Source organism: Pontibaca methylaminivorans, from assembly GCF_900156525.1.
Classification (GTDB): Bacteria; Pseudomonadota; Alphaproteobacteria; order Rhodobacterales; family Rhodobacteraceae; genus Pontibaca; species Pontibaca methylaminivorans.
On the sequence record NZ_FTPS01000003.1, the window covers coordinates 14,036 to 30,206 of the forward strand.

14 protein-coding genes are annotated in these 16,171 nt (G+C 68.9%); 8 read left to right on the top strand and 6 right to left on the bottom strand.

Features of this window, described 5'->3' with window-relative positions:
- Positions 1 to 167: 167 nt before the first annotated feature.
- Positions 168 to 857, bottom strand: a complete 690-nt coding sequence (gene rpe / locus B0B01_RS12220; protein ID WP_076650354.1) for a ribulose-phosphate 3-epimerase — start codon at positions 855 to 857, stop codon at positions 168 to 170.
- Positions 858 to 1,017: 160 nt separating this feature from the next.
- Here rpe and B0B01_RS12225 point away from each other — a divergent pair, with 160 nt between their 5' ends.
- On the top strand, positions 1,018 to 1,656 hold the full coding sequence (locus B0B01_RS12225; protein WP_327082997.1) for a glutathione S-transferase family protein: 639 nt from the start codon (positions 1,018 to 1,020) through the stop codon (positions 1,654 to 1,656).
- 101 nt (positions 1,657 to 1,757) lie between these two features.
- On the opposite strand, the gene B0B01_RS12230 is transcribed toward B0B01_RS12225, so the two are convergent.
- On the bottom strand, positions 1,758 to 2,363 hold the full coding sequence (locus tag B0B01_RS12230; protein ID WP_076650355.1) for a GcrA family cell cycle regulator: 606 nt from the start codon (positions 2,361 to 2,363) through the stop codon (positions 1,758 to 1,760).
- Between the two features lie 178 nt (positions 2,364 to 2,541).
- Between B0B01_RS12230 and B0B01_RS12235 the strand changes: the two genes are divergently transcribed.
- The 3 genes from B0B01_RS12235 (at position 2,542) to argF (ending at position 5,629) form a co-directional block, all read left to right on the top strand.
- Positions 2,542 to 3,372 carry an ABC transporter permease gene (locus tag B0B01_RS12235; RefSeq protein ID WP_076650356.1) on the top strand — a complete coding sequence of 277 codons (831 nt, stop codon included), beginning with the start codon at positions 2,542 to 2,544 and terminating at the stop codon, positions 3,370 to 3,372.
- A gap of 78 nt (positions 3,373 to 3,450) precedes the next feature.
- Positions 3,451 to 4,626 (top strand): aspartate aminotransferase family protein, encoded by a 1,176-nt coding sequence (locus B0B01_RS12240; protein ID WP_076650357.1) that lies wholly within the window; start codon positions 3,451 to 3,453, stop codon positions 4,624 to 4,626.
- A gap of 76 nt (positions 4,627 to 4,702) precedes the next feature.
- Positions 4,703 to 5,629 carry an ornithine carbamoyltransferase gene (gene argF, locus B0B01_RS12245; RefSeq protein WP_076650358.1) on the top strand — a complete coding sequence of 309 codons (927 nt, stop codon included), beginning with the start codon at positions 4,703 to 4,705 and terminating at the stop codon, positions 5,627 to 5,629.
- A 141-nt stretch (positions 5,630 to 5,770) separates the two neighbouring features.
- Here argF and B0B01_RS12250 read toward each other — a convergent pair whose 3' ends face one another.
- Positions 5,771 to 7,255: an inorganic phosphate transporter gene (locus B0B01_RS12250; protein ID WP_076650359.1), complete on the bottom strand. Its 1,485-nt coding sequence runs from the start codon at positions 7,253 to 7,255 to the stop codon at positions 5,771 to 5,773.
- Between the two features lie 142 nt (positions 7,256 to 7,397).
- Positions 7,398 to 7,862: an NUDIX hydrolase gene (locus B0B01_RS12255; RefSeq protein WP_076650360.1), complete on the bottom strand. Its 465-nt coding sequence runs from the start codon at positions 7,860 to 7,862 to the stop codon at positions 7,398 to 7,400.
- A gap of 131 nt (positions 7,863 to 7,993) precedes the next feature.
- Here B0B01_RS12255 and gndA point away from each other — a divergent pair, with 131 nt between their 5' ends.
- The gene (gndA, locus tag B0B01_RS12260; RefSeq protein ID WP_076650361.1) at positions 7,994 to 9,403 is read left to right on the top strand and encodes an NADP-dependent phosphogluconate dehydrogenase; all 1,410 of its coding nucleotides are present in this window, start codon (positions 7,994 to 7,996) and stop codon (positions 9,401 to 9,403) included.
- A 4-nt stretch (positions 9,404 to 9,407) separates the two neighbouring features.
- Here gndA and hrpB read toward each other — a convergent pair whose 3' ends face one another.
- On the bottom strand, positions 9,408 to 11,876 hold the full coding sequence (gene hrpB / locus B0B01_RS12265) for an ATP-dependent helicase HrpB (RefSeq protein ID WP_076650362.1): 2,469 nt from the start codon (positions 11,874 to 11,876) through the stop codon (positions 9,408 to 9,410).
- A 111-nt stretch (positions 11,877 to 11,987) separates the two neighbouring features.
- Here hrpB and meaB point away from each other — a divergent pair, with 111 nt between their 5' ends.
- On the top strand, positions 11,988 to 12,998 hold the full coding sequence (gene meaB, locus B0B01_RS12270; protein ID WP_076650363.1) for a methylmalonyl Co-A mutase-associated GTPase MeaB: 1,011 nt from the start codon (positions 11,988 to 11,990) through the stop codon (positions 12,996 to 12,998).
- A 202-nt stretch (positions 12,999 to 13,200) separates the two neighbouring features.
- Positions 13,201 to 13,488, top strand: a complete 288-nt coding sequence (gene rpmB, locus B0B01_RS12275; protein WP_076650364.1) for a 50S ribosomal protein L28 — start codon at positions 13,201 to 13,203, stop codon at positions 13,486 to 13,488.
- Positions 13,489 to 13,798: 310 nt separating this feature from the next.
- Here rpmB and B0B01_RS12280 read toward each other — a convergent pair whose 3' ends face one another.
- Positions 13,799 to 14,110, bottom strand: coding sequence for a hypothetical protein (locus B0B01_RS12280; RefSeq protein WP_076650365.1), 312 nt, complete (start codon positions 14,108 to 14,110; stop codon positions 13,799 to 13,801).
- A gap of 151 nt (positions 14,111 to 14,261) precedes the next feature.
- Here B0B01_RS12280 and lepA point away from each other — a divergent pair, with 151 nt between their 5' ends.
- Positions 14,262 to 16,061, top strand: coding sequence for a translation elongation factor 4 (lepA, locus tag B0B01_RS12285; protein ID WP_076650366.1), 1,800 nt, complete (start codon positions 14,262 to 14,264; stop codon positions 16,059 to 16,061).
- Positions 16,062 to 16,171 lie beyond the last annotated feature (110 nt).

Here is a 16,171-nt window from a genome sequence, read left to right on the forward strand (position 1 = left end):
TCCCGCGCCGGTAGAAACAGGACGCGGCGGGCAGGAAAAGCAGGCCGGCACGGGCAGCATCCGGCCGGCCGCGTGCGCCGGCCGCTCTGGTCGCGAAGGGGCGTGATGAGCGGGCCGCAGCGGCGCAGCCCCGTCGATGTCAGAGGGTCACCGGCAGGCCGGCGGGGTCAGACGGTCACGCCGCTTGCGGCATTGCGGATCGCGCGGATGTTCTGGCCATAGATCGCGGGATTGGCGGTCGAGCCGCCGCGGAACACCGCCGAACCCGCGACCAGCACATCCGCCCCGGCCGCCGTCACCAGCGGCGCGGTGGCGATGTCCACGCCGCCATCCACCTCGATATGCACGGCACGTTCTCCGATCATCGCCCGCAGGGCCCGGATGCGGGCGGTCACGTCGATGAATTTCTGCCCGCCGAAGCCCGGGTTCACGCTCATCACGCAGACCAGGTCGACCATGTCGAGCAGCGGCTCGACCGCGCTCAGCGGCGTGCCGGGATTGAGCGCAACGCCCGCCGCCGTGCCGCTGGCGCGGATCGCCTGCAGGGTGCGGTGGATATGGGGGCCGGCCTCGACATGGGCGGTGATGCGGTCGGCGCCGGCGGCGGCGAAGGCCTCGATATAGGGATCGACCGGCGCGATCATCAGATGCACATCCATCACGCCCCGGATATGCGGCCGCAGCGCCTTGCACATGGCCGGGCCGAAGGTCAGGTTCGGCACGAAATGCCCGTCCATCACGTCCACATGCACCCAGTCGGCGCCCTGGCTTTCGACCGCCTCGCATTCGGCGCCGAGCGCGGCGAAATCGCCGGACAGGATGGAGGGGGCAATCTTGATTTCACGGGCAGACGACATGGGGCACCTCGGAAGCCTTTGGGAGTCCCGCTGCATATAGCCACCGCTCCGCCCGAACGGTAGGGGGTGCGGCACGCGCGGGGGCTGGACTTCGTCCGCGACCTGCCCGAGCATGGCCGCTCCGTGACCGGTTTCGGGCGGCCCGACCACAAAGGAGCGCATGATGCCGATGGTGTTCTTCGACTGTCCGACCGCCCCGAACCCGCGTCGGGTGCGGATGGTGATCGCGGAAAAGGGGCTCGGGATCGAGACGCGCGAGATCAGCATCGCGGCGGGCGAACATCTCGCGCCCGGGTTTCTGCGGATCAATCCGCGCGCGACGCTTCCGGTGCTCGTGACCGAGGCCGGACAGGCGCTGACCGAAACCGTCGCGATCGCGGATTACCTCGAGGCGCTCCATCCCGAGCCCGCGCTCATGGGGCGCGGCATCGAGGAACGCGCGGCGGTGCTGAACTGGAACGCGGTGGTCGAGGGGCAGGGCGGGCGGCCGGTGTTCGATGCCTTCCGCAACAGCCACCCGGCCATGCAGGACCGGGCGGTGACGGGGGCGCGCGACTATCCCCAGATCGCCGCGCTTGCCGAACGCGCGCAGGAGCAGGTCGCGGATTTCCATGCCATGATCGAAGACCGCCTGCAGCAAAGCCCCTTCGTCGCCACCGACCACTTCACCCTGGCCGACATCACCTGTTTCGTGATCCTGGACTTCGCCCGCGTGATCCGCCGCCCGGTTCCGGCCGGCAACCGGGCAACGCTGAGCTGGCAGCGCCATATCCGCCAGCGGCCGAGCGCGGCGGCCTGAACCGCCGCCCGGGTCACGCCTTCGGCGTGGCCGCACGCGCCGCCTGAAGGGACAGGGCGGGCACCTGTCCGCTGTGTGTTCTTGGCCCGTGTCCTTGAGTGTCAGCGGCGGCGGTTGCGCCTGGCGTTCATCGGCTGGAAGGCCACCGCCACATGCGCTTCGCAATAGGGTTTGCCGGGCTGGGCCGGCAGGCCGCAGAACCAGAAATCATCGGTGGCCGGGTCGCCCACCGGCCATTTGCAGGTGCGTTCGGTCAGATCCATCAGGCCAAGCCTGCGCGCCTTCTTCTCGACCTCGCTCATCTTGGCGAGCGCCTCGGGGCTGATCTCGTTCGCCGAAGGCTGCGGCGGCAGCGGCTGGCCGGCGGGGATGATCGGCTTGCGCACATGCGGCACCACCCGGGGCTCAGTGGCGGGGGCGGCTTCTTCCGCGACATTGGCGGGTTCGGCCTTCGGCGGTGCTTTCGGCGCCGCCGCCCTCGCGGCCGGTTCGGCCCGCGGCGCGGCGACCGGTTCGGGCCGGGGCTCGGGGGCCGGCTCGGGCTTGGGAGCGGTGCCGGCCGTGCGGTTGGACAGGCCAAGGCGATGCACCTTGCCGATCACCGCATTGCGCGTCACCCCGCCAAGTTCCTTGGCGATCTGGCTTGCCGAATGGCCTTCGCCCCACAATTTCTTGAGCAGTTCAACACGCTCATCGGTCCATGACATGCAGTGCCTTTCCGGGTGAAAAGCGAGCGAACCGGGCAGCCGCTCGTGAAATTTCAAGCATGGGCCTATTTTAATCACCGCGTGTCGAGTTACAAGGCGCGGCGACGCGTTTGCGCAGAGATTGCGCCGGGATCGCGCGATGAGGTTGTCAGAAGGTGGCGGTGGCATGAAAGGCGGCATGACTGGGCGCGCAGGCGGCGGCGGAGCGAAAGACGTGGTGCAGCCCGGCATCCGCCGGTTCGGGCATGTCAACTGGATGGGGCTCTATACGCTCACGGAACGCGAGATCCGCCGCTTTCTGGTGGTCTGGAGCCAGACGATCCTTGCCCCGCTCGCGACCGCGGCGCTGTTCCTGCTGATCTTCAATATCGCGGTCGGACCGCGGCGCGGCGATGTGATGGGGGTCGATTTCCTGACCTTCATCGCCCCCGGCATCCTGATGATGACCGTGATCCAGAACGCGTTCGCGAATACTTCCTCCTCGATCCTCGTCGCCAAGGTGCAGGGCAATATCGTCGATACGCTCATGCCGCCGCTGTCGGCCTCGGAACTGGTGCTCGGCTACCTGATCGGCGGCGTGGCGCGGGGGCTCATGGTCGCCGTCGCGATCGCGATCGGCATCTGGATCGCGCTCGGTATCACGCCGCAGCATCCGCTGACCGCGCTGGTCTTCGTCATCCTGGGCTCGTCCTTCATGGGTGCGCTCGGCATCGCGGCGGGTGTCTTTGCCGAGAAATTCGACCAGATGGCGGCGATCACCAATTTCATCGTCACGCCGCTCGCCTTCCTGTCGGGCACGTTCTATTCGGTCGAGGCGCTGCCGCCGGTCCTGAACATGCTGACCAAGGTGAACCCGATCTTCTACCTGATCGACGGGCTCCGCTTCGGGCTGATCGGGGTGTCGGACGCGCCGCCGCTGCTGGGCCTTGCGGTCTGTATCGGCGCCACGTTCCTGGTGTCGCTGCTGGGCTGGGCCATGCTGCGGACGGGCTATCGGCTCAAGGCATGAGCGCGCAATCCCGTTGACCTTGCTCCGGCGCGGATGCAATCAGCAGGACAGGACCGTTCCCATGCGAAGGAAAATGCCATGATTCCCGCCGTTCTGCCGACCTATGCCCGTGCGCCGCTGAGCTTCGTCCGCGGCGAGGGAAGCTGGCTGGTCGAGGCGGACGGGCGCTGCTTTCTCGACATGGGGGGCGGCATCGCGGTGAACGTGCTCGGCCATGCGCATCCGGCGCTGGTCAGTGCGCTGTCGCAACAGGCCGGGGCACTCTGGCACGTGTCGAACCTCTATCGCATTCCGCAGCAGGAGGCGCTTGCCGAAAAGCTGGTCGAGCACACCTTTGCCGATACGGTGTTCTTTACCAATTCGGGCACCGAGGCCTGCGAGCTTGCCGTCAAGATGGCGCGCAAGTACTGGCACGATCAGGGCCGGCCCGAACGCAGCGAGATCCTGACCTTCGAAGGGGCGTTTCACGGGCGGTCCTCGGCCGGGATCGCGGCGGCCGGGTCGGAGCGCATGACCAGGGGGTTCGAGCCGCTGCTGCCCGGTTTCGTCCAGCTCCCCTGGGCCGATGTCGGCGCGCTGCGCGAAGCGATCACCGGGCGCACCGGCGCCATCCTGGTCGAGCCGGTGCAGGGCGAGGGCGGCATCCGCGTGATGCCCGACCGCTGCCTGCAGGGGCTGCGCGCGCTGTGCGACGAACACGGCATCCTGCTGATCCTGGACGAGGTGCAATGCGGCATGGGCCGCACCGGGCGGCTCTTTGCCCATGAATGGGCCGGGATCACCCCCGACATCATGATGGTGGCCAAGGGGATCGGCGGGGGGTTCCCGCTCGGCGCGGTGCTGGCAACCGAGCGCGCCGCGAGCGGCATGACCGTCGGCACCCACGGATCCACCTATGGCGGCAATCCGCTGGCCTGCGCGGTCGGCTCCGCCGTGATGGACATCGTTGCCACGCCCGAATTCCTCGATGCGGTGAGCCGCAAGGCCGGACTGCTGCGGCAGGGGCTCGAGTCGCTGGTCGCGACCCGGCCCGACAGCTTCGAGGAGGTGCGCGGCGTGGGGCTCATGCTCGGGCTCAAGTGCCGCCGGCCGAATACCGATATCGTCGCCGCCGGCTATGACGAGGGGCTGCTGACCGTGCCGGCGGCGGACAATGTGCTGCGCCTGCTGCCGCCGCTGAACATTTCCGAGGCGGACATCTCGACCGCTCTTGACCGGCTCGGGCGCGCCGCCCAGTCTCTGGCGGACCAGTAACAGGCGAGGGCCGGGCCGGCAGCGACCAATGGCCCCGGCATCGGCAACAGGACGGCGACAGGAAGGCGGACGGCCCATGAACCATTTCCTCGACATTCACACGACCGACCCGGACGATCTGCGCCGCATCATCGCCCAGGGCGCCGGGATGAAGGCCGCGCGGCAGGGCCGCCCGCGCGGCAGCAGGGACGACGCGCTGCCGCTCGACGGGCGGATGGTTGCGCTCATCTTCGAAAAGCCCTCGACCCGCACGCGGGTGAGCTTCGACGTGGGCGCGCGCCAGATGGGGGCCGAGACCATGGTGCTTTCGGGCAGCGACATGCAGCTCGGCCATGGCGAGACCATCGCCGATACCGCCCGGGTGCTGTCGCGCTATGTCGATCTCATCATGATCCGCACCTTCGACGAATCCGTGCTGCACGAGATGGCCGAACATGCCGATGTGCCGGTGATCAACGGGCTGACCGACCGCACCCATCCCTGCCAGATCATGGCCGACGTGCTGACCTATGAAGAACACCGCGGCCCGATCCGGGGCCGAAAGGTGGTCTGGAGCGGCGACGGCAACAACGTCTGCGCCTCGTTCCTGCATGCGGCGGGGCAGTTCGGCTTCGACCTGACCTTTACCGGCCCGCCCCAGCTCGACCCCGAGGCGGAATTCATCGCCTTCGCCCGCGGCGCCGGCAGCCGGGTCGAGATCGAGCGCGACGCGATGCGCGCGGTTGACGGCGCCGACGTGATCGTGACCGACACCTGGGTGTCGATGCATGACGCGCAATCCTCGCGCGAGCGGCGTCACAACATGCTGCGCCCCTACCAGGTGAACGAACGCCTGATGGCCGCGGCCGGAAAGGATGCCGTGTTCATGCACTGTCTGCCCGCGCATCGCGGCGAAGAGGTGACATCCGACGTCATGGACGGGCCGCAGTCGCTCGTGTTCGACGAGGCCGAAAACCGCCTCCATGCGCAGAAGGCGATCATGCGCTGGTGCCTCGGCGTCTGAACCGGCGCCGCACCCCTCGGCCCGCCGGGCCTTCTTCTGGCAGAAATATCCCGGGGGTGAATTGGCCGCAGGCCAAGAGGGGGCAGCGCCCCCGCTCGCCGGTCCGATAACGCTTGCCCGGAAACATCGCCGGAGAACGTCCTAGCCGAGCACGGTCCGCAGCCCGAGGAAGATCGCTGCCGAAATCAGCGCCGCCGCCGGCACCGTGATCACCCAGGCGGCGAGGATGGTCATGAAATGCGAGCGCCGCACCAGGCGGCGCCGGGCGCGTTCCTCGCGCGCGATGGTGATCGGCTTGGGCGGGCCGTGGCCCATGTGCCGCAGGCGCCGCTCCATCAGCCATTCCCGGAAGAAACCGACGCCGAACACGCCGCCGATTGCGATATGGGTCGAACTCACCGGCAGGCCGAGCCAGCTTGCCACGATCACCGTGAAGGCGGCCGAAAGCGCAACGCAGAAGGCGCGGATCGGGTTCAGCTTGGTGATCTCATTGCCGACCATGTTGATCAGCCGCGGCCCGAACAGGAACAGGCCAAAGGAAATGCCGAAGGCGCCGATCACCATCACCCAGTTGGGAATCAGCACCATCCCCTCGCCGTGCCCGCCCGAACCGACCGCATGCACGATCGCCGCGAGCGGTCCGACCGCATTGGCCACGTCATTGGCGCCATGGGCAAAGCTCAGCAGCGCCGCAGAAATCACCAGCGGCAGCCCGAACAGCCCCCGCAGCGCGCTTTCGCGGTTCTCGAGCCCCTGCGAGCGCCGGCGGATCAGCGGGATGGTCAGCAGCCAGATGACGATGCCAAAGCCGATCCCGACCCCTGCCGCGAGGCCCGGGCCGGTGGTCACGAGCCGCGAGAGCCCCTTCAGCAGCATGTAGGTGGCGAAGGTGCCGGCCATCACCCCGACCAGCACCGGCACCCAGACCCGCGCCGCCGCGACCTTGTCCTCGCGGTAGATGATGCGGGCATTGATGAAGGCCAGAAGCGCGGCGGCGATACCGCCCCCGAGCACCGGCGAGATCACCCAGCTTGCGGCGATGGTGCCGATCATGGCCCAGTTCACCGCCGCGATCCCGGCCGCCGCCGCCCCGGCGCCGACGACGCCCCCGACCACCGCATGGGTGGTCGAGACCGGCGCGCCGATCCATGTCGCGAGGTTCACCCAGAGCGCCGAGGAAATCAGCGCCGCCATCATCGCCCAGATGAACACGTCCTGGCTGCGCATGGCGGAGGGCGCGACGATCCCCTGCGAGATCGTCGTCACCACATCACCCCCGGCCAGCAGGGCGCCGGCGCTTTCGAACACGGCGGCGATCACCAGCGCCGCGGTCATCGACAGCGCATTCGCCCCGACCGCCGGCCCCATGTTGTTCGCGACGTCGTTCGCCCCGATGTTGAGCGCCATGTAGGCGCCGAAGCCGGCCGCCGCGACCACGACGAAATTGACCGGCGCATGGCCGAAGAACACCGCCGCCAGCAGCGACGCAACGGCGATGAAGGCCAGGCCGATCCCGGGCGCCACCAGCGGGCGCGAGATCTGGGCGCTTGCATATTCGACGATGCTGATCCGGTTCAGATCGCTGTCGAGCGTCTTCCATCGTGTGCCTGCCGGCCTCTCCGACATCTGCTTGCGCCCTCGCGTCGCGAATCTGTTGCAGCCTCGTCGAGCCGTCTAATCGCTCGGGCCGGCCAGTGCAACGCGGCAGCGGACCAGGCCCGATACCGGGGCCACTGCCCGATCCGGTGCGGGGTGCGGCCGCATGGTGTCAGGCCAGGCCGCGCAGGATCGCGCGCAGTTCCGGTTCGCGCACCATGGTCGCGGCCTCCCCGGGCGAGACCCATTTGCGTTTTCGCTCCGACGCTTCGGGATAGTCGTCGACCAGCGAGGTGACGCGCGCAAGATGGACATAGGTCTCGACCGGCGCGCGGCCGCCCGTATCCATGCCCTTGGTGAATTCATAGCAGCCGATCGGCTCGGGCTCGATCACCGCCTCTTTCACTCCGGCCTCTTCCCAGGCTTCGCGCAGGGCGGTTTCGGCACCATCCAGCCCGTCGATCGGCCAGCCCTTGGGCAGGATCCAGCGCCCGCTGCCCCGGCTGGTGATCAGCAGCACCTTTTTCGCCCCGCTCTCGTCCTCGCGATAGCAGAGCGCCGCCACCTGCACCCGCTTGGGGCGCTGGACCATCGGCAGGACCAGTCTGGTCCAGGCTTTTTTCAGAACTGTGCTCATGATCGTGCCGCCTGTGTTTGTTTTTCTTGGTTGCCCTTATGATATGGCAAGATTTACTCCATGCCAAACATTGCGCAGCCACGGGGCCGCGTTTGCGCCGGTCATGGAACGTGCAAGCAGGAGGCGAACAGATGTCACAGGCGCAGGAACCGGCGCAGATCGGCATTTACGGCCTCGGCACCATGGGCAGTGCGCTGGCGCTGAACCTTGCGGAACAGGGTATCCGGGTCGCGATCACCAATCGTGACAGCGACTGGATCGCGCCGTTTCTCGACCGTGCCGGCGCGCTGGCCGGGCAGATGGTGCCGGCCGATACGCTCGCGGAGTTCGTCGCCGCGCTCGCGTCGCCGCGAATCGTTCTGTTCATGATTCCCTCGGGCGCGCCGATGGATGCCATGCTGGCCGAGATCGTTCCGCTGCTCGCCCCCGGGGATATCGTCATCGACGCCGGCAATGCCGATTTCAACGACACCCGCCGCCGCACCCGCGAACTGGCGCCGACGGGACTGCATTTCACCGGCATGGGCGTCTCGGGCGGCGAGGCGGGCGCGCGCCACGGGCCTTCCATCATGGTCGGGGGCAGCAAATCCGCCTGGACCGCGCTGGAGCCGATCCTGACCCGCATCGCCGCGCGCTACGAGGGCACCCCCTGCGTTGCCCGGGTGGGGCCGGACGGGGCGGGTCATTTCGTCAAGACGGTGCATAACGGCATCGAATATGCCGACATGCAGATGATTGCCGAGATTTACGGGCTGCTGCGCGACGGCGCGGGGTGGGAGGCGCCGCGGATCGGGGCGCTTTTCGCCGATTGGGACAGGGGGCCGCTGCACGGTTTCCTGACCGAAGTGACGGCGAAAACCCTCGTGGCGCGGGATCCGGCCACCGGACGGCCGCTTGTCGACGCGATCTGCGACCGCGCCGGGCAGAAGGGCACCGGACGCTGGACCGTGATCGAGGCGCTGAAGCTCGGGCAGGCGGCGGGGGTGATCGGGGCGGCGGTGGACGCGCGGGTCTGGTCGGCCCAGGCCGGATTGCGCCAATGCGCCGAAGAGCGGCTCTCTCCGGGTGCCGGATCGTTCGATCCGCTTCCGGCCGGGGCGCTCGAGCAGGCATTGATCGCGGGGCGCCTCGTCACGCTCGTCCAGGGGTTCGAGGAGCTTGCCGCCGCATCGGGCGAATTTTCATGGGAGCTCGACCTTGCCGGCATTGCCCGGATCTGGCGTGCGGGCTGCATCATCCGCTCCGACCTCCTGCATCCGCTGATCGGGGCCCTCGGGCAGGCGGGCCCGCTGCCGTTGGCCCATCCCCTGCCGGCGCTGCTTGCGGCGAATGTGGCGCCGCTCAGGCGCGTGGTCGCGGGGGCCGTCGGGGCCGGGCTGCCGGTGCCGGCGCTGGCCGCGGCGCTCGGCTGGTATGACAGCATCCGCCGCGCCCGCGGCAGCGCCAACCTCATCCAGGCGCAGCGCGATTTCTTCGGCGCGCATGGGTTCGCCCGCATTGACAGCCCGGGCAGCCATCACGGCGACTGGGGCGAGCGCTGACCCGTCAGCGGCGTGGTTTTGCGCGGGTGGTCGGCGCGGCCTGCGCCGGATCCTCGGGCCAGGGGTGCCTGGGGTAGCGCGCGCGCATGTCCTTGCGCACATCCCGGTACGATCCGGCCCAGAATCCCGGCAGGTCGCGGGTGACCTGCACCTCCCGCCCGGCGGGCGACAGCAGCGCGATGCGCAGGGCCATCCCGGCGGCCTCGGGGTGCTGCGTGACACCGAACAGTTCCTGCAGCCGCAGCGCGATCTGCGGCCCCTCGGGGGTATAGTCGATCGGCACCCGCCGCCCGAGCGGGGTCGTGAAATGGGCCGGGGCCAGCCGGTCGAGCAGGCGTTGCTGTTCATGGTCGAGCCGCGCCCGCAGCGCCGGCAGGATGTCGAACTGTTTCCAGTCGGCGGCGCTGCGGACCCCGCCGAGAAAGGGCCGCAGCCAGATGTCGAGCGACTCCGTCAGCCCCGCCTGCGAGAAATCGGGCAGACCGGCGCCTTTTGCGCGCAGCAGCTCGACCCGTGCGGCAAGCCGTGCCGCCGCATCGCTCATCGGCAGGCCGAGGTCGCGCACGCCTTCCAGCATGGCCCCCCTGAGCGCCTCTTCGGGCGCATCGCGCCAGGGCCGCTCTCCCAGCACGAGCGCGTCGAGGCGCTCCTGCCGGCGGGCGATCACGCGCCCCTCGCGACCCGACCATTCGCAGCGGTCAGTCCAGGCGATCCGCGGCGCGAGGATTTCGCGGATCTCGCTTTCGGTGATCGGGGCGGCGGTTCGGATGCGCGCCTCGCTCGGATCGCCGTCAAGATCGGTCGCGACGAGCCAGGGCGCTCCGGCCAGCGGATCATCGGGCGCAAGCCTTGCCCCCTTGCCGCCCGACAGCAGATAGCGCGGCGCCTCTCCGGGGCGGCGGCGGGCGATGCGGTCGGGGTAGGCCAGCGCCGCCATGGCACCGATGGAAAGCGGCCGCTCCGAGACGGGCGCGGATTTGCGCAGCCGCGCCGCTTCGGCGCGGATCCGGTCGAGCGCGGCGCCGTCCGCGTCGAACGGCTGGCGGGTGGCTCCGTGCCGTCCGTTCAGGGCCGCAAGACGCAGCGCAAGATCTGCGGGCGCGCCGCGCAGGGGATCGCGCGCGGCAAGAAGGGCAGCAAACATCGCCGCATCACGCCCCGCCGTCATCAGCATATGCGCAAGGCGCGGATGCAGCGGCATTGCCGAAAGCACGCGCCCGTGATCGGTGATGCGCGCCCCGTCCAGCGCGCCCAGTTGTGCGAGGATCCGGCGTGCGCCTGCAAGTGCTGTGTCGGGCGGCGGCGTCAGAAAGGAAAGGTCGGCCGCATCCGCGCCCCATTCCGCGAGGTCGAGCGCGAGCGGAGCAAGATCCGCCACCGCGATTTCAGGCGGCGGGAACCCGGGCAGCGCCCCTTCCTGTCCCCGCGACCAGAGCCGGTAGCAGCGCCCCTCGGCCACGCGCCCGGCGCGGCCCCGGCGCTGGGCGATTTCGGCGCGGCTCGCCGGTTCGGTCACAAGGCGCGACATGCCCGATCCGGGATCGAAGCGGGCGCGCCGCGCAAGCCCCGCATCGACGACGACGCGGATATCGGGAAGGGTCAGCGAGGTTTCGGCGATCGAGGTCGCAAGCACGATCTTGCGCCCTGTCCGTGCCGGGGCAATGGCGGCCCGCTGCTGCGCAAAGGGCAGGGCCCCATAGAGCGGATGCAGGGAACAGCCGGCAGGGAGGCGTGGCGCGAGCAGGGCCGTCGTGCGGCGGATTTCGCGCTCGCCCGGCAGGAAGACGAGCAGCCCGCCGCCCATGGCGCGGCTTTCGCGCTCGGCCCGGAGCACGAGGTCGGCCAGCGCATCGAGCCGGCGCGCATCGCCCGCAAGCGGCGTATCGAGCCAATGGGTGCTGACCGCAAAGCTCTGTCCCCGCGCGGTGACGAGCGGCGCCTGCATCAATTCCGCGACCGGCCCGGCGTCGAGCGTGGCCGACATGGCAAGGAGGTGCAGATCCTCGCGCAGCGCCCCGGCGACCTCGAGGCAGAGCGCAAGCCCGAGGTCGGCGTTCAGGGACCGTTCATGGAATTCGTCGAAGATCACGCAGGCGACGCCGGGAAGGTCGGGCTGCGCCTGCAGCATGCGGGTCAGGACGCCCTCGGTCACGACCTCGATCCGTGTGTCCCGCGACACCCGCACCGCGCCGCGCATGCGATAGCCGACGCGCCCGCCCGCGATCTCGCCCAGGGTCTCGGCCATGCGCTCGGCGGCGGCGCGGGCGGCAAGGCGGCGCGGTTCAAGCATGATGATACGCTGCCCTTGGGGGATGAGCCCCGAATCGAGCAGCGCCAGGGGAACCCGGGTGGTCTTGCCGGCGCCGGGGGGCGCCTCGAGCACCGCGCGGCGCGTGCGGCGCAGGGCCGCGACCAGCCCGGGCAGGGCCGGCTCGATGGGCAGGGGGGCGGGCGGGGCGGATGGAGCAGTCATCGTTGCCTTATCGCCAAGGCCGGCCCCCGCGTCCAGCGGCCGGTCTGGACATTGCCCATGGGCCTGCGCCAATCTGCGCCGCGCAGAGCGGGCAGGAGGATGCGGAGCGGCATGGACATTTCGGACCTGGCGGAACGGATACTGAAGGGCGAGCGGCGTGCGCTGGCGCGGGCGATCACGCTGGTCGAGAGCGGGCGGCGCGATCACCGTGCCGCTGCCACCGCGCTTCTGGAGCGGCTCAACGATTCGGGGCGGCACTCGCTGCGAATCGGCCTGTCCGGCACGCCGGGGGTGGGGAAATCGACCTTTATCGAATCCTTCGGGCTCATGCTCACCGGGGAGAGGCTGCGGGTGGCTGTGCTTGCGGTCGATCCGAGCTCGGCGCGCACCGGCGGGTCGATCCTTGGCGACAAGACGCGGATGGAGCGGCTTTCGCGCGAGCCGCTGGCCTTTATCCGCCCCTCGCCGAGCCAGAGCCACCTGGGCGGCATCGCACGGCGCAGCCGCGAGGCGGTGGCGCTTTGCGAGGCGGCGGGGTTCGATGTGGTGCTGATCGAGACCGTGGGGGTCGGACAGTCCGAAACCGTGGTGGCGGAAATCGCCGATCTGTTCCTGTTGCTGATCGCGCCCGCGGGCGGGGACGAGTTGCAGGGGGTGAAGCGGGGGATCATGGAGATGGCCGACCTGATCCTTGTGAACAAGGCGGATGGCGACCTGAAGGCCGCGGCCGCGCGCACGCGCAGCGATTACGCCGGTGCGCTTCGCCTGCTGCGCAAGCGGCCGCAGGATCCCGAGGGTTTCCCGGCCGCGATCATGGTGTCGGCGCTCGAGAACAGCGGGCTTGAAAAGGCCTGGACGCGGATGCAGGAACTGGCCGAATGGCGCCGCGAGCATGGACACTGGGAGGCCCGCCGCGCCGCGCAGGCACGATACTGGTTCGCGCAGGATGTGCGCAACGCGTTGCTGGCGCGGCTCGAGGAGCCGCGCGCCCGCGAGCACATGATGATGCTGTCCGAGCAGGTGGCGCGCGGCGAGATTTCGCCCGGGGCGGGGGCGCAGACCATGCTCGAGGTGCTTGGTGACGTCCGGCCCTGCGAGGGGGGCGCTGCCCCCATCGCCTGACGGCGATTCCCCCGGGATATTTCCCGCCAGAAGACGGCATGGAGTGGCGGAAAGCGGGCCGGGCGACTTGACGCGGGCAATGTTCGGGCGTAAGCCCCGGCGGAAAGTTCATGGCGCGCCGGTGCGGTCCGCGCCATTTTCGTCCGGCGGGATGGACGCGGCCGGAGCCAGCAGACCGAGATCGAAGAAGAAGGGTGATCACATGTCGCGCCGTTGCGAACTGACCGGAAAAGGGCCGATGACCGGCAACAATGTCAGCCATGCCAACAACAAGACGAGGCGTCGTTTCCTGCCGAACCTGACCGATGTCACGTTGCAGTCGGAAACGCTCGGGCGCGGGGTCCGGCTGCGGATCAGCGCGGCGGCGCTGCGCAGCGTCGATCATCGCGGCGGGCTCGACAAGTTCCTGGCCAAGGCGCGTGACGAGGAGCTTTCGCCGAGGGCGCTCCGGGTCAAGAAGGAAATCGCCCGCGCCGCCGCCCCGGCCTGAGCCGGAGCACGGGCCTGGACTTCGAAGCCCCGCGGCGACGCGGGGCTTTTGTCGTTGCGGGCCTTGCTTCGAGGCGGTGCGCATCTGAAGGGGAGGCCGGTGAGCGGGCTGGGGCTGGGCACGCCGCTTGCGGACGGGGTGGGGCGCCCCTGACGCTCTCTGGAACTGCCGGTCAGGTCGCCCATTGGTGCGGCCGCGGATCGCGGGCGGCCGGGCGATCGAAGAGGATCGCGGCGGGGAGGGAATGGTCCGGCACCGCGGAGGCGGCGGCATTTCTCCGTTTCCCCTGCTCCCGCCGGCTATGTGTGGATCAGGCGGGGCGGCAGACCTGTTCCGCGAGGTTCGCATAGCCGCGGTAGCGCTGCCAGAGCTCCGCGTCGCGTCGCCGGTTCGACTGGCGCAGTTTCTGTGCCTTGTCGGGCTTGTTGAAGAACCGGGCGACGCGGCGGTGGTCCGAGCGCTTCAGCGTGGTGTCGGCGAGGGATTGCAGACAACCGCAGAGCTGGGAAGTGGCCGCGGCCCGGGCCGATTGGCGGCAGGCCCGGTCGATCGGGCCGGCAAGGACGGGCTCTGCCAGGATGAGGGCACCGAAGACCAGGGTGCCGGAGAGGAATCTTTTCATGGTCTGCCTCGATGAAGGGTCCGATTCGAACGCTGTCGTTTTGGGCCGATCATGCCGCGAAGCGGGGCCGATGCAAACCGCTTGCTGCGCTGCTGCGCACCATGCAGGGGGCGCTTGACCGTTGCCGCGGTTGCGGACATATCCCGATGTCATGACAGATCTTGCACATATCCGGAACTTTTCGATCGTGGCCCATATCGACCACGGGAAATCGACCCTTGCCGACCGGCTGATCCAGGCGACCGGGACGGTGCAGGACCGCGAGATGAAGGAGCAGATGCTCGATGCCATGGACATCGAGCGCGAGCGCGGCATCACGATCAAGGCCAACACCGTGCGGATCGACTATCGCGCCGACGATGGCGAGACCTACGTGCTGAACCTGATCGACACGCCGGGCCATGTGGACTTTGCCTATGAGGTCTCGCGCTCCATGCGCGCCGTCGAGGGCTCGCTGCTGGTGGTGGACAGCACCCAGGGGGTGGAGGCGCAGACCCTCGCCAATGTCTATCAGGCGATCGACGCGGATCACGAGATCGTGCCGGTGCTGAACAAGATCGACCTGCCGGCGAGCGATTGCGACAAGGTGGCCGGGCAGATCGAGGACGTGATCGGCATCGACGCCCATGACGCGATCCGGGTGAGCGCCAAGACCGGGGAGGGCATCCACGAGACGCTTGAGGCGATCGTTCACCGCCTGCCGGCGCCGCGGGGCGACGCGGCCGCGCCGCTTCGGGCGATGCTGGTCGATTCCTGGTATGATGCCTATCTCGGCGTCGTGGTCCTGGTGCGGATCATGGACGGCGTCCTGCGCAAGGGCGACCGGGTGCGCATGATGCAGAACGGATCGGTGCACCAGGTGGACCGGATCGGCGTTTTCCGCCCCATGATGGCCGTGGTCGATGCGCTCGGCCCGGGCGAGATCGGGTTCCTGACCGCCAGCATCAAGCAGGTCCGCGACACCCGCGTCGGCGATACCATCACCCATGAGAAGCGCGGCTGCGACACGCCGCTGCCCGGGTTCAAGCCCAGCCAGCCTGTGGTGTTCTGCGGCCTCTTCCCGGTCGATTCGGCCGAGTTCGAGGATCTGCGCGAGGCGATCGAGAAACTGGCGCTGAACGATGCCTCGTTCAGTTCCGAGATGGAGACCAGCGCGGCGCTCGGCTTCGGGTTCCGCTGCGGATTCCTCGGGCTGCTGCATCTCGAGGTGATCCGGGACCGGATCGAGCGGGAATACGACATCGAGCTGATCACCACGGCGCCGAGCGTCGTGTACCACGTCTTCATGAAGGACGGAGAGGTGATCGAGCTGCACAATCCCGCCGACATGCCGGATCTGACCTATGTCGATCACGTGGAAGAGCCGCGGATCCGTGCGACCATACTGGTCCCGGATGAATATCTTGGCGATGTGCTGAAGCTCTGCCAGGACCGGCGGGGGATTCAGCTCGACCTGACCTATGCCGGGCCCCGGGCGATGGTGGTCTATGACCTGCCCCTGAACGAGGTGGTCTTCGATTTCTACGACCGGCTGAAATCGGTCACCAAGGGCTATGCGAGCTTTGATTACCAGCTGACCGAATATCGCGCCGACAACCTGGTCAAGATGTCGGTGCTGGTGAACGAAGAGCCGGTGGATGCGCTGTCCATGCTGGTGCATCGCGATCGCGCGGAAATGCGCGGCCGGGCCATGGTCGAGAAGCTGAAGGAACTGATCCCCCGCCACATGTTCAAGATCCCGATCCAGGCGGCGATCGGCGGCAAGGTGGTGGCCCGCGAAACGCTGTCGGCGCTGCGCAAGGACGTGACCGCGAAATGTTACGGCGGCGACGTGTCGCGCAAGAAGAAGCTTCTGGAGAAGCAGAAGAAGGGCAAGAAGAAGATGCGCCAGTTCGGGCGCGTCGAAATTCCGCAGGAAGCGTTCATCTCGGCGCTGAAGATGGACGAATAGGCCGGAAAATGCGGCCTCGCGTCAGGTTTCTGCTGCCGTCCGCCTTCGGGCCCGCCGTCGGCAGGCCCGGCGCGTTTTCCGTCCGGTCGGGAGGCGCGGCCCGGCGGGCG

Excerpts from the sequence above, each read along its gene's own strand:
- B0B01_RS12255 (WP_076650360.1), bottom strand. The coding sequence starts at position 7,862 with ATGAGCACAGTTCTGAAAAAAGCCTGGACCAGACTGGTCCTGCCGATG.
- B0B01_RS12250 (WP_076650359.1), bottom strand. The coding sequence starts at position 7,255 with ATGTCGGAGAGGCCGGCAGGCACACGATGGAAGACGCTCGACAGCGAT.
- rpmB (WP_076650364.1), top strand. The coding sequence starts at position 13,201 with ATGTCGCGCCGTTGCGAACTGACCGGAAAAGGGCCGATGACCGGCAAC.
- B0B01_RS12235 (WP_076650356.1), top strand. The coding sequence starts at position 2,542 with ATGACTGGGCGCGCAGGCGGCGGCGGAGCGAAAGACGTGGTGCAGCCC.
- B0B01_RS12280 (WP_076650365.1), bottom strand. The coding sequence starts at position 14,110 with ATGAAAAGATTCCTCTCCGGCACCCTGGTCTTCGGTGCCCTCATCCTG.
- lepA (WP_076650366.1), top strand. The coding sequence starts at position 14,262 with ATGACAGATCTTGCACATATCCGGAACTTTTCGATCGTGGCCCATATC.
- B0B01_RS12230 (WP_076650355.1), bottom strand. The coding sequence starts at position 2,363 with ATGTCATGGACCGATGAGCGTGTTGAACTGCTCAAGAAATTGTGGGGC.
- B0B01_RS12240 (WP_076650357.1), top strand. The coding sequence starts at position 3,451 with ATGATTCCCGCCGTTCTGCCGACCTATGCCCGTGCGCCGCTGAGCTTC.
- gndA (WP_076650361.1), top strand. The coding sequence starts at position 7,994 with ATGTCACAGGCGCAGGAACCGGCGCAGATCGGCATTTACGGCCTCGGC.
- hrpB (WP_076650362.1), bottom strand. The coding sequence starts at position 11,876 with ATGACTGCTCCATCCGCCCCGCCCGCCCCCCTGCCCATCGAGCCGGCC.
- meaB (WP_076650363.1), top strand. The coding sequence starts at position 11,988 with ATGGACATTTCGGACCTGGCGGAACGGATACTGAAGGGCGAGCGGCGT.
- B0B01_RS12225 (WP_327082997.1), top strand. The coding sequence starts at position 1,018 with ATGATGCCGATGGTGTTCTTCGACTGTCCGACCGCCCCGAACCCGCGT.
- argF (WP_076650358.1), top strand. The coding sequence starts at position 4,703 with ATGAACCATTTCCTCGACATTCACACGACCGACCCGGACGATCTGCGC.
- rpe (WP_076650354.1), bottom strand. The coding sequence starts at position 857 with ATGTCGTCTGCCCGTGAAATCAAGATTGCCCCCTCCATCCTGTCCGGC.